The organism is Paraburkholderia sp. (assembly GCF_026225065.1).
Taxonomy (GTDB): domain Bacteria; phylum Pseudomonadota; class Gammaproteobacteria; order Burkholderiales; family Burkholderiaceae; genus Paraburkholderia.
In genome coordinates this window covers 1-11,715 of the sequence record NZ_JAMFSB010000326.1, presented here as the reverse complement: position 1 = coordinate 11,715, position 11,715 = coordinate 1, and the positions used below count along the sequence as shown (strand labels likewise).

At 62.4% G+C, this 11,715-nt stretch carries 11 protein-coding genes; 9 read left to right on the top strand and 2 right to left on the bottom strand.

The window, feature by feature from the left end; genetic code table 11:
* Together M0954_RS23150 and M0954_RS23145 are read left to right on the top strand one after the other, a co-directional pair.
* A partial coding sequence (locus M0954_RS23150; RefSeq protein ID WP_297355725.1) for a vitamin B12 dependent-methionine synthase activation domain-containing protein occupies nt 1-2,355 on the top strand: 2,355 nt, incomplete at its 5' end.
* Nucleotides 2,356-2,524: 169 nt separating this feature from the next.
* Nucleotides 2,525-2,731, top strand: coding sequence for an acid-shock protein (locus M0954_RS23145; protein ID WP_122153229.1), 207 nt, complete (start codon nt 2,525-2,527; stop codon nt 2,729-2,731).
* A gap of 240 nt (nt 2,732-2,971) precedes the next feature.
* Here the strand turns inward: M0954_RS23145 and M0954_RS23140 are convergent, their stop codons facing one another.
* On the bottom strand, nt 2,972-3,298 hold the full coding sequence (locus tag M0954_RS23140; RefSeq protein ID WP_122153228.1) for a DUF1840 domain-containing protein: 327 nt from the start codon (nt 3,296-3,298) through the stop codon (nt 2,972-2,974).
* A gap of 273 nt (nt 3,299-3,571) precedes the next feature.
* Between M0954_RS23140 and argS the strand changes: the two genes are divergently transcribed.
* The 5 genes from argS (at nt 3,572) to M0954_RS23115 (ending at nt 9,565) form a co-directional block, all read left to right on the top strand.
* Complete coding sequence (gene argS, locus M0954_RS23135; RefSeq protein WP_297355723.1) at nt 3,572-5,362, top strand: arginine--tRNA ligase; 1,791 nt, start codon at nt 3,572-3,574, stop codon at nt 5,360-5,362.
* 79 nt (nt 5,363-5,441) lie between these two features.
* On the top strand, nt 5,442-6,176 hold the full coding sequence (locus M0954_RS23130) for an SPOR domain-containing protein (RefSeq protein ID WP_122153226.1): 735 nt from the start codon (nt 5,442-5,444) through the stop codon (nt 6,174-6,176).
* A 150-nt stretch (nt 6,177-6,326) separates the two neighbouring features.
* Nucleotides 6,327-6,965, top strand: a complete 639-nt coding sequence (locus M0954_RS23125) for a thiol:disulfide interchange protein DsbA/DsbL (RefSeq protein WP_122153225.1) — start codon at nt 6,327-6,329, stop codon at nt 6,963-6,965.
* A gap of 16 nt (nt 6,966-6,981) precedes the next feature.
* Nucleotides 6,982-7,752 carry an SDR family oxidoreductase gene (locus M0954_RS23120; RefSeq protein WP_297355722.1) on the top strand — a complete coding sequence of 257 codons (771 nt, stop codon included), beginning with the start codon at nt 6,982-6,984 and terminating at the stop codon, nt 7,750-7,752.
* A 217-nt stretch (nt 7,753-7,969) separates the two neighbouring features.
* A complete protein-coding gene (locus M0954_RS23115) occupies nt 7,970-9,565 on the top strand; it encodes an ABC transporter substrate-binding protein (RefSeq protein ID WP_297355721.1) in 1,596 nt (531 codons plus the stop codon).
* Between the two features lie 98 nt (nt 9,566-9,663).
* On the opposite strand, the gene M0954_RS23110 is transcribed toward M0954_RS23115, so the two are convergent.
* Nucleotides 9,664-10,737 carry an MBL fold metallo-hydrolase gene (locus M0954_RS23110; protein WP_297355719.1) on the bottom strand — a complete coding sequence of 358 codons (1,074 nt, stop codon included), beginning with the start codon at nt 10,735-10,737 and terminating at the stop codon, nt 9,664-9,666.
* A gap of 169 nt (nt 10,738-10,906) precedes the next feature.
* Here M0954_RS23110 and M0954_RS23105 point away from each other — a divergent pair, with 169 nt between their 5' ends.
* Together M0954_RS23105 and M0954_RS23100 are read left to right on the top strand one after the other, a co-directional pair.
* Complete coding sequence (locus tag M0954_RS23105) at nt 10,907-11,332, top strand: MerR family DNA-binding transcriptional regulator (protein ID WP_297355717.1); 426 nt, start codon at nt 10,907-10,909, stop codon at nt 11,330-11,332.
* On the top strand, nt 11,329-11,715 hold a 387-nt coding region (locus M0954_RS23100; protein WP_297355715.1), incomplete at its 3' end, for an isocitrate dehydrogenase kinase/phosphatase AceK regulatory subunit. The genes M0954_RS23105 and M0954_RS23100, both read left to right, overlap by 4 nt.

Here is an 11,715-nt window from a genome sequence, read left to right as displayed (position 1 = left end):
TCCATCTCGCTGAAGGAAGGCGAAGACGCGTTCCGTCATCACGCGAACCTGATCCGCCGCTATGGCGCCGCAGCCGTCGTGATGGCCTTCGATGAAAAAGGCCAGGCCGACACCTACGAGCGCAAGACCGAGATCTGCAGGCGCTCGTACAACTTCCTCGTCAACGAAGTCGGCTTTCCCCCGGAAGACATCATCTTCGACCCGAACATCTTCGCGGTCGCCACCGGCATCGAAGAGCACAACAACTACGCCGTCGACTTCATCAACGCCACGCGCTGGATCAAGGAGAACCTGCCGTACGCAAAGATCAGCGGCGGCGTGTCGAACGTATCGTTCTCGTTCCGCGGTAACGATCCGGTGCGCGAAGCGATCCACACCGTGTTCCTCTACCACGCGATCCAGGCGGGGATGGACATGGGCATCGTCAACGCCGGCCAGCTCGGTGTGTACGCAGACCTTGATCCCGAACTGCGCGAGCGTGTTGAAGACGTCGTGCTGAACCGCCGTGAAGACGGCACCGATCGTCTGCTCGAAATCGCCGACAAGTTCAAGACCGGTGCGGCAAAAAAGGAGGAGAACCTCGAGTGGCGCAACCAGCCGGTCGAGAAGCGTCTGGCCCACGCGCTGGTGCACGGCATTACCAACTTCATTGTCGAAGACACCGAGGAAGTGCGCGCCAGGATCGCCGCTGCGGGCGGGCGCCCGATCAACGTGATCGAAGGCCCGCTGATGGATGGCATGAACGTCGTCGGCGACCTGTTCGGTCAGGGCAAGATGTTCCTGCCGCAGGTGGTGAAGTCGGCACGCGTGATGAAGCAGGCGGTCGCGCATCTGATCCCGTACATCGAAGAAGAAAAGAAGCTGATGGCCGAAGCCGGTGCCGACGTGCGCGCGAAGGGCAAGATCGTCATCGCGACCGTCAAGGGCGACGTGCACGACATTGGCAAGAACATCGTCTCGGTGGTACTTCAGTGCAATAACTTCGAAGTGGTCAACATGGGTGTGATGGTCGCGTGCAACGACATTCTCGCGAAGGCGAAGGTCGAAGGCGCAGACATCATCGGGCTGTCCGGCCTGATCACGCCGAGCCTCGAAGAAATGGCCTACGTCGCCTCGGAAATGCAGCGCGACGACTACTTCCGCATCAAGAAGATTCCGCTGTTGATCGGCGGTGCAACTACTTCGCGCGTGCACACGGCTGTGAAGATCGCGCCGCACTACGAAGGACCGGTGGTATATGTGCCCGACGCGTCACGATCGGTATCCGTGGCCTCGAGTCTGCTGTCGGACGAAGGCGCAGCGAAGTACCTGGAAGATCTGAAGACCGACTACGACCGTATCCGCGAGCAGCACGCCAACCGCAAGGCGCAGCCCATGGTCACGCTGGCCGAAGCGCGCGCGAACAAGACGAAGATCGACTGGACGAGCTATCAGCCGGTCAAGCCGAAATTCATCGGCCGCCGCATCTTCAAGAACTTCGACCTCGGCGAACTGGCGAACTACATCGACTGGGCGCCGTTCTTCCAGACGTGGGATCTGGCCGGCCCGTACCCCGCGATCCTCAATGACGAGATCGTCGGCGAATCGGCGCGGCGCGTGTTCTCCGACGGCAAGGCAATGCTCTCGCGCCTGATCCAGGGCCGCTGGCTGCAGGCCAACGGTGTGATCGCGCTGTTGCCGGCCAACACGGTGAATGACGACGACATCGAGATCTACACGGACGAATCGCGCTCGGAAGTCGCGCTGACGTGGCGCAACCTGCGCCAGCAAAGCGTGCGGCCGGTAGTGGACGGCGTGATGCGGCCGAACCGGTCGCTCGCCGACTTTATCGCGCCGAAAGATTCCGGCGTGGCCGACTACATCGGCATGTTCGCGGTGACGGCGGGGCTCGGCGTCGACGTGAAGGAAAAGCAGTTCGAAAAGGATCACGACGACTACAGCGCGATCATGCTGAAGGCGCTCGCCGACCGCTTCGCGGAAGCCTTTGCCGAAGCGATGCACGCCCGCGTGCGCCGCGACCTTTGGGGATACGCCACGAACGAAACGCTCTCCAACGACGACCTGATCGGCGAAAAGTATCGCGGCATCCGTCCCGCGCCCGGTTACCCGGCCTGCCCGGATCACCTGGTGAAGCGCGACATGTTTGACGTGCTCCGTGCGGACGAAATCGGCATGAGCGTCACGGAATCGCTCGCCATGCTGCCGGCGGCGAGCGTCTCGGGCTTTTACCTGGCGCACCCGGAAAGCACCTATTTTTCGGTCGGAAAGATTGCCGCAGACCAGGTGGAAGACTTCGCGAAGCGGATGGCGTTGTCGAAGCAGGATGCGGAACGGGCCCTGGCCCCGCTGCTGTGAGGTAAGCGGCGTGGGACGGCCAAAAACCACCCCACTATATCCAGAACGTAAGGCTGAATATTTCAGGCAGGCAGATTTTCGGCTTTGTAGACTGCAAGCGCCTTACCTGCCAGACGCGGCCATAAAACGCGTCGGCTCAACTACTTGCAACCGACACGGAGAATCTCGCATGAAAAAGCTGACGTTGATTTTGGCTGGTCTTTCCCTTGCAGTCGGTACTTCTGTAGCCTTCGCCCAGACAGCCGCTCCGGCTGCCGGCAGCGCGGTCAGTTCGTACTCGCCGCCTACCCAGAAGCACGTCAAAAAGCCGAAGAAGCAGAAGACGAAGAAGGGCGCCTCGGCCGCAGCGGCTGCACCGGCCGCCGCCAGCCAATAAACCGCGCCGGCTCGAAAAATCCGGACGGCCGAGCGCCCGCAGCCAGTCGCTTTCACGCTCGTTGTCGTTGCGGCGCGATGGATGGATGGCTGGCTTATGCAGTTGCATAAAAGACAAGAGCCCGCTTTAAGCGGGCTCTTGTCTTTGGATGCGTCGATTGCGCGTGACCAGGTCCAGCGCGGGCGTTAACTTCGAGGCAATTGCGCGCCGCGCGCAAAGCCGCAGCGGCGCAGGCGCCCGTCAAACGCCCCAGACGATATCCGCGTTTTCCTTTTGCGCGGCGCGCAGCATGTCGAGGAACGGATAGGCGCGTTGCGCAAGGCCGACCGGAATCTCGTGGTGTTCGTGGCCCTCTTCGCCCTCGTGGAAGTGGCCCTCGTGCTCGGCGCGTTCCTGCTTGTCGGAGCTGATGGCCGATTCCAGTTTGGTGATTGCCTCACCCAGTTCATCGTGCATGATGACCCCGCGCTCACCGAGACGTTTGCCGACGATGCCGACCAGATAATTCGCCAGATTCTCCAGCATCATCACGTCCGGAGTCGCGCGGCATTTGAAAGTAATCAGCATGACTGTTCCCTTTTTCATTTGTTTGATTACGCGCCGATGGCCGTGGGACGACCGTCTGCGTGCGTTTCGTTGGCAGGCCGGCGAGCACCGGCGGCCACGGCCCTGTGTTGGGCATCTCATTGGACATATTAGCACCTGCTAAAATCCGTCCTGACGCAAAAGCGCGCCGCTGCGTGCCGGACAATGGCTCGCACGGCGGATCGGCCCTGGTCTGCCCCCGCCTCGCGCGCTGCCCCCGTTTCACCGCACTGCCTCACTGGACTCGCAACAAGCATGCTGCCCGCACAGAAACAAACGCTCGAACTACTACTCGCCGACACCGTGAAGCAGGTCGCCGAGGCGACCCAAGGCGCCACGGAAGCGGCCTTCGTCGCTCCCACCATTACGCTGGAACGCCCGAAAGTCGCCGCTCACGGCGATGTCGCCTGCAACGTCGCGATGCAGCTCGCCAAGCCGCTGCGCGCAAATCCGCGCCAGCTCGCGCAGCAGATCGTCGACGCGGTGCTCGCCCATCCGCAAGCTCAAGGCCTCGTGCAGGGCGCCGAAGTGGCCGGCCCAGGCTTCATCAACCTGCGCCTCTCGCCCGCTGCCAAACAGGCGGTGATCGGCACCGTATTCGCAGAACAGCAAGCCTTCGGCCGCTCGCAGCGCGATGCCGGCAAGCGTGTGCTGATCGAATTCGTCTCGGCCAACCCGACCGGCCCGCTACACGTCGGCCATGGCCGCCAGGCGGCCTTGGGCGATGCACTCGCTAACGTGCTCGCTTCGCAGGGCTACGGCGTGCATCGCGAGTTCTACTACAACGACGCGGGCGTGCAGATCCATACGCTGGCCGTCTCCACCCAGGCGCGTGCCCGCGGCCTGAAGCCGGGCGACGCCGGCTGGCCGGAATCGGCCTACAACGGCGACTACATCGCCGACATTGCGCACGACTACATGAACGGTGAAACGGTCGCCGCGAAAGACGTCGAGCCGGTCAAGGGCGAAGGCGACGTGGACAACCTCGAGGCCATCCGCCGCTGTGCGGTCGCCTACCTGCGCCACGAGCAGGACATGGACCTGCAGGCGTTCGGCGTGAAATTCGACCAGTACTACCTCGAATCGTCGTTGTACGCGGAAGGCCGCGTCGAGAAAACGGTAAACGCGCTGATCGCCGCCGGCAAGACCTACGAGCAGGAAGGCGCGCTGTGGCTGCGCACCACGGACGACGGCGACGACAAAGACCGCGTGATGCGCAAGACCGACGGCACCTACACCTATTTCGTGCCGGACGTCGCCTATCACGTCGCCAAGTGGGATCGAGGCTTCACCAAGGTCATCAACGTGCAGGGCTCGGATCACCACGGCACGATCGCACGGGTGCGCGCCGGCCTGCAGGGTCTCGGCATCGGTATTCCGAAGGGCTATCCCGACTACATCCTGCACAAGATGGTCACGGTGATGCGCGATGGTCAGGAAGTGAAGATTTCGAAGCGCGCGGGCAGCTACGTGACGGTGCGCGACCTGATCGAGTGGTCGGGCGGCGCGACGCCGGGCGCGGAAACCTCGCCGGATCTGCTCGACGAAGCAACGATTCGCCGTGGCCGCGACGCGGTGCGGTTCTTCCTGATCTCGCGCAAGGCCGACACGGAATTCGTGTTCGATATCGATCTCGCGCTCAAGCAGAACGACGAGAATCCGGTGCATTACGTGCAATACGCCCACGCCCGGATCTGCTCGGTCATCAACGAATCGAAGACGCGCTACAACACCGATCTGGCGATTCTGCCGTCGGTGGACGTGTCGCTGCTGACCAGCGAACGCGCCATGGCGCTGCTGCAAAAGCTCGCGGAATTCCCCGACATGCTGCAACACGCCGCCGAAGAACTCGCGCCGCACGCGGTCGCCTTCTATCTGCGCGACCTCGCGGGCGAATTCCACTCGTTCTACAATGACAAGGCTGAACGCGTCCTCGTCGACGACGAAGCGGCGCGTAACGCCCGCGTTGCATTGCTCGCCGCCACCCGTCAGGTGCTGGCAAACGGCCTTGCGACAATCGGCGTCTCTGCTCCCGAAAAGATGTAAGTCCTCCGGCACGACATGCACTCGGCCGTCGTTATAATCGACGACCGTTCCAGGATTCTTTTTGCAGGTGATTTAGACGATGGCAAAACCACGCCGCACAACAAAGCAGTCGAAACAAACCGGGGGCACATTTCTCGGCATCGTACTGGGCCTGATTGTCGGCCTGGCAATCGCGGTAGTGGTGGCGCTGTATATCACCCGGGCGCCTACGCCATTCGTCGCCAAGGTCGCGCCGCCCGCGGCGTCCGACACCAGCGCAAGCGACGCGCAATACGATCCGAACCGTCCGCTGCAAGGCAAAACGCCGGGCCAGCCGGTGCCGCAGGCTAACCAGCCGGCCCCGCCGAACACTGCACCGGGCCAGACCAACGGCGCAAATCCGCCGGGCGGCATGTTGCAGGAACCGCAAATCGTCGAAGTGCCGCCGGCCAGCTCGGCGGCTAACAACGGTGTCGCGGTCGCGCCGCAGCCCGCGCAGGATCAGGCCGCCTCCGGTGTGGTGAAGAAGCCGCAGCAGGCCACCAGCGCCCCGCCGAGCACGGCGGCCGCACCTGCCTCGAACGCAGCTGACGCAAACAGCGGCTATTTCCTGCAGGTTGGCGCGTACAAGACGTCGGCGGATGCGGAGCAGCAGCGGGCCCGCCTCGCCTTCCAGGGCTTCGAATCGAAGGTCACGCAGCGCGATGCCGGCGGAGTCACCTACTACCGCGTGCGCATCGGGCCGTTTTCGAAGTTCGAGGACATGAATTCGGCCCGCCAGCGTCTATCCGACGCTGGGGTCGATACCGCCGTGATCCGCTTTACCAAGCAGTAATGTTCCGTCATGCGCCGCCGCTGAACCTCAGCGCGCGGCGCGAGTCTCATGCACCTCAGAGCCCTGCCACCAAACTCTCGTAACGGTGACGGCCAGGCGTTCACCGCACCGCCGCAGCACCGTTACTCCGCCTAATTGGGTCAACAAGACATGAAAAAACTGCTGAGCATTCTCTTTCTTTCAATCGGCCTCGCCAGCGCTGCCGTAGAAGCATCGGCTGCCGCGCCCGTCGCCGGTAAGGACTACACCGTGCTGCCGCAGGCGCAACCGGTCGACGTGCCGGCCGGCAAGATCGAAGTCACCGAATTCTTCTGGTACGGCTGCCCGCACTGCAACGAATTCAACCCGTACCTCGAAGCGTGGATCAAAAAGCAAGGCCCGGACGTGGTGTTCAAGCGTGTGCCGGTGGCCTTCCGCGACGATTTCATCCCCCATTCGAGGATGTACCACGCGCTCGACGCGCTGGGTCTCGCAGAAAAGCTCACGCCGGTGGTCTTCAACGAAATCCACGTCAACAAGGACTATCTGCTGACGCCCGAAGATCAGGCCAAATTCCTTGCCAAGAACGGCGTGGATCCGAAGAAGTACATGGACGCGTACAACTCGTTCTCGACGCAAAGCGAGATCCAGCGCGACAAGAAGATGCTGGACGACTACAAGATCGACGGCGTGCCGACGCTGGCCGTGCAGGGCAAGTATGAAACCGGCCCGGCCGCGACGAACAGCCTGCCTGGCACGATCCAGGTCCTCGACTACCTCGTCGCCCAGGTCCGCGCGAAGAAGATGTAAAGCCCGGAGCGCCGGTATGAGCACGACCCTCAAGGTTTTCATCACCGGCGCGTCCAGTGGCATCGGCCTCGCGCTCGCCGCCGAATATGCGCGGCGCGGCGCGATTCTCGGCCTGGTTGCCCGCCGCGGCGAAGCCCTCGCCAGCTTCCAGCAGTCCCATCCGACTCATCCCATCTCCATCTATCCCGCTGACGTGCGCGACGCCGATGCGCTCGCGGCCGCCGCTGCGCAGTTCATCGCGCACTACGGTTGCCCGGACATCGTGATCGCCAATGCCGGCGTGAGCCGTGGCGCCGTCACCGGCCATGGCGATCTGCGCGCGTTTCGCGAGGTCATGGACGTCAACTACTTCGGCATGGTCGCCACCTTCGAGCCGTTCGCGGCCGCCATGATGGCAGCAGGCAACGGCTCTCTGGTCGGCGTGGCGAGTGTGGCCGGCGTGCGCGGCTTGCCGGGTTCGGGCGCTTACAGCGCCTCCAAAGCCGCCGCGTTCAAGTATCTCGAGGCGTTGCGCGTCGAGATGCGGCCCAAAGGCGTCAACGTGGTGACGATCGCTCCCGGCTATATCCGCACGCCGATGACCGCGCACAATCCGTATCGCATGCCGTTCCTGATGGACGCCGACCGCTTTGCCGCGAAGGTTGCCGATGCGGTTGGGCGCAAAACACGCTTCGCGATTTTCCCGTGGCAGATGCGCGTTGTGGCGATGCTGTTGCACGTGCTGCCGCGCTGGATCTACGACCGCGCCTTCGAAAGGGCCCCGCGCAAGCCGCGCGCCGCCGAGTAAGGCAGGCAGGCCGTGAGCGCGAGTGTGTTCAAAGCCGCGACACTGCGTCCATATGGATATGCCGATTCATTTGTTGTCGGCACAACCACCCTTCGATAAGCTTGCGCGCTGGCGGTTTCGCGCAGGCAGCGCCTGCGCCAGCGCCGGAAACGTATCACAATGAAGTCGGTGGTCCGCGCAGGCCGCGTGCCAAGCCGCGCTTGTTATGGGAGATCCTATGCGCATTAAATTGCCCGTCGCCGTAATCGCCGCTCTACTCGTCACGGCGCCCGCGCTCGCGCTGGCCAAACCGCTGACCGTCTGCACCGAAGCGAGCCCCGACGGTTTCGATGTCGTCCAGTTCAACTCGCTCGTGACGACCAATGCGTCAGCCGACGTGATCTTCAACTCGCTGGTCGCCTACGACGAGGCCGCGAAGAAAGTGGTGCCCGCGCTCGCGCAGAGCTGGGACGTGAGCGCCGATGGCCTCACCTATACGTTCCATCTGCGCCCCAACGTGCAATTCCAGACCACCGATTACTTCAAGCCGACCCATGCGCTGAACGCCGACGACGTCGTGTTCACCTTCAGCCGGATGCTTGACGACAGCAACCCGTGGCACAAGGTGACGGGAGCGAGCGGCTTCCCGCACGCGCAATCGATGGGGCTGCCGAAGCTGATCAAGTCGGTCGCGAAGGTTGACGACAACACGGTGAAGTTCGAGCTGAACCAGCCGGACGCGACGTTTGTCTCGATCCTGACGATGGGCTTCGCCTCGATCTACTCGGCCGAATACGCCGATCAGCTGCTGAAGGCGGGCAAGCAGGTCGACCTGAATGCCAAACCGATCGGCACCGGGCCATTCGTGCTGAACAGCTACACGAAGGACGCCGTGATTCGCTATGACGTGAATCCGACGTACTGGGGTCCGAAGCCGAAGGTCGACCGCCTGATCTACGCGATCACGCCGGATGCCACAGTGCGGGCGCAGAAGGTCAAGACCGGCGAATGCCAGATCGCGCTCTCGCCGAAGCCTCAGGATGTGGCCGACGCGAAGACCGACAAGTCGCTCGCGATCGTGCAAACGCCTGCGTTCATGACGGCGTTCGTCGCGCTGAATACGGGCAAGAAGCCGCTCGATAACCAGAAGGTCCGCGCCGCGCTGAACATGGCTTTCGACCGGACGACGTATCTGAAGACCGTGTTCGACAACACGGCGAGTCCGGCCGTGAATCCGTATCCGCCGAACACCTGGAGCTACAACAAGTCGGTCAAGGCCTGGCCGTACGACCCCGTGAAGGCGAAGAACCTGCTCGCCGAGGCTGGCTTTCCGAACGGCTTCTCGACCACCATCTGGGTGCGGCCCACCGGCAGCGTGCTCAATCCGAATCCGAAGGCCGGCGCCGAACTGCTGCAGGCCGACTTCGCGAAGATCGGCGTGAAGGCAGAGGTAAAGGTGATCGAGTGGGGTGAGTTGATCAAGGAAGCCAAGCAGGGCCAGCACGACACGCTGTTCATGGGCTGGGCTGGCGACACCGGCGATCCGGACAACTTCCTGACGCCGCTCTTTAGCTGCAATGCGGTGAAGTCGGGTATCAACTTCGCGCGCTTTTGCGATGCCGATCTCGACAAGCTGATCGCCGATGCGAAGGCCACGCCGGATCAGGCCAAACGCACGAAGGCGTATGAAGCGGCGCAGCAGCTCATTCACGATCAGGCGTTGTGGATTCCGCTGGGGTATCCGACGGCTGCGGCTATCACGCGTACCGACGTGAGCGGGTATCACGTGAGTCCGTTTGGGCGGCAGAACTTTACGTCGGTGGTTGTGCAGTAAGACTGCTACGCCGAGCCGAAAAGCTGCGAGCACAAACAACAAGGCCCGGTTGCATTGCACCGGGCCTTTCTCTTTCCGCGGAGCAGATCAGCAAAGATCTAGAGCGGCGCAAACCGAATCACACCATCCGCGTCATGCGTGCGCTTCAACTCGCCCGCAAGCCACAGCAAATGCAAATGCGCGAGCGCCTCGCCCATGGCAAACGTCATCTGATGGATATCGAGCTGCCGCTTGAACATCAACGGCACGATATCCGCGGCGCTTTGCGGCCTCTGCGCACAGGCCTCGCGCACTTCGGCGAGCCGCGCATCGTGGTGCTCGCGCAGTTGCCTGATGCGGGTTCGCACGCCACGGAACGGCTTGCCGTGCGACGGCAACACCAGCGTATCCTCGGCCATCGTCTCGTAGCGCCCGAGCGATTCCAGATATAGCGCGAGCGGAGTGCCTTCCGGCTCCATGTCGAACACGGAGACATTGGTCGAGATACGCGGCAACACCATGTCGCCCGAAATCAGCACGCCGTCCGCTTCGTTATGTAGTGCGCAGTGTTCCGGCGAGTGACCAAAGCCGGTCACGACGCGCCATGTCTTGCCGCCAATCACGATGCCCTGCCCTTCGCGTACGCGCCGATACTGGCCCGGAATCGCTGGCACGAGGTTCGAGTAGTAGCTTGTGCGATTGCGCAGTTTGTCGAGGGAGACCTCGTCCGTCAGCCCATGCAGTGCGAAGTGGCGCGCCGCGCCCGAGCCGCCCGCGTTCGAGCCGTCGCCTGACGCCATCACGCGCGCCTGCATGTATTCGCCGAGCGTCATCCACAGACGTACGTCCCAGCGCTGCTTGTCGCCACCCGTGCAGATCCAGTGCGCAAGACCAATGTGATCCGGATGGCAATGCGTGACGATCACGCGCAGCACCGGCAGACCCTCAAGCACCGTGTCGAACACCTGCTCCCAGTTCGCCTTGATCGTGTCCGAGGTGATGCCGCAATCGACCACCGTCCAGCCCTTCTGACCGTCGATCTCATCGCGCAGCAACCATAGGTTGATGTGGTCCAGCGCAAACGGCAGCGGCATGCGCAGCCAGAACACGCCAGGCGTCACTTCAAATGCGTGGCCCGCCTCCGGCAAGGTGTCGTTGAACGGGTAGTCGAGTTGGTGTTCGAGAGCATTCATTGTGGGTGTCTTGTTCCATCGGACGTGCGGTAACCGCAGTGATAGCTGCAGCGGCAACAGCCGCCACTTCGTCGCCGCACGCCCTGGTTGCGCTTTACTCAAGTTGACGATAACGTAAACGTCGATTCTATCGTCCAATCGGTTTTTCTGCCCGGCCACGGGGCGCCCCATGAACACGCAATACACCATCACCGAGCTCGCGCGCGAATTCGACGTCACACCTCGGGCGATCCGCTTCTACGAAAACCAGGGTTTACTCTCCCCAAGCCGGGAAGGGTCAAGTGGATTGCGGCGCGTCTATTCGGGCCGGGACCGTACGCGTCTGAAACTGACGTTACGCGGCAAACGGCTCGGCTTCACGCTGTCGGAGATTCGCGATCTGCTCGATCTGTACGAATCGCCGACCGACACAACGCCGCAGCTGCACGCGTTTCTCGCCACAGTGACACGGCATCGCGAGGTACTGGAGCGCCAGCTCGAGGACCTGAACGCGACGCTCGAAGACCTCGCGCAATACGAAGCCCAGGCGCGCACGCTGCTCGAAAGCGGTAAACGCGAGCCTCAGGGGTTGGTGTCGGACGCCCGGTCGACATGAATCACTTTCCCAAACTGCTGTCGTCGCAGATTGGCTTCGATCTCGCGCAAACGATGCTCGAAGGGTTCGATCGTCACTATCGCGTCTTCCGCGAGGCCGCGATTCACGCGAAGGCCCTGTTCGAAGCCGGTGACTGGCATGGCCTACAACGCCTTGCGCGCGAGCGGATTACTTCGTATGACGAACGGGTCGCGGAATGCGTCAAGCTGCTAGAAGACGAATACGACGCAGAGAATATCGACGACGAAATCTGGCAGCAGATCAAGCTGCACTACATCGGCCTCTTGACCACGCATCATCAGCCCGAGTGTGCGGAGACATTTTTCAATTCGGTGTGCTGCAAGATTCTGCACCGCTCCTATTTCAACAACGACTTCATTTTC

What these genes read in the sequence shown, in the direction of transcription:
- M0954_RS23145 (WP_122153229.1), top strand. Translation starts at nt 2,525, where the DNA reads ATGAAAAAGCTGACGTTGATTTTGGCTGGTCTTTCCCTTGCAGTCGGT.
- M0954_RS23140 (WP_122153228.1), bottom strand. Translation starts at nt 3,298, where the DNA reads ATGCTGATTACTTTCAAATGCCGCGCGACTCCGGACGTGATGATGCTG.
- argS (WP_297355723.1), top strand. Translation starts at nt 3,572, where the DNA reads ATGCTGCCCGCACAGAAACAAACGCTCGAACTACTACTCGCCGACACC.
- M0954_RS23130 (WP_122153226.1), top strand. Translation starts at nt 5,442, where the DNA reads ATGGCAAAACCACGCCGCACAACAAAGCAGTCGAAACAAACCGGGGGC.
- M0954_RS23125 (WP_122153225.1), top strand. Translation starts at nt 6,327, where the DNA reads ATGAAAAAACTGCTGAGCATTCTCTTTCTTTCAATCGGCCTCGCCAGC.
- M0954_RS23120 (WP_297355722.1), top strand. Translation starts at nt 6,982, where the DNA reads ATGAGCACGACCCTCAAGGTTTTCATCACCGGCGCGTCCAGTGGCATC.
- M0954_RS23115 (WP_297355721.1), top strand. Translation starts at nt 7,970, where the DNA reads ATGCGCATTAAATTGCCCGTCGCCGTAATCGCCGCTCTACTCGTCACG.
- M0954_RS23110 (WP_297355719.1), bottom strand. Translation starts at nt 10,737, where the DNA reads ATGAATGCTCTCGAACACCAACTCGACTACCCGTTCAACGACACCTTG.
- M0954_RS23105 (WP_297355717.1), top strand. Translation starts at nt 10,907, where the DNA reads ATGAACACGCAATACACCATCACCGAGCTCGCGCGCGAATTCGACGTC.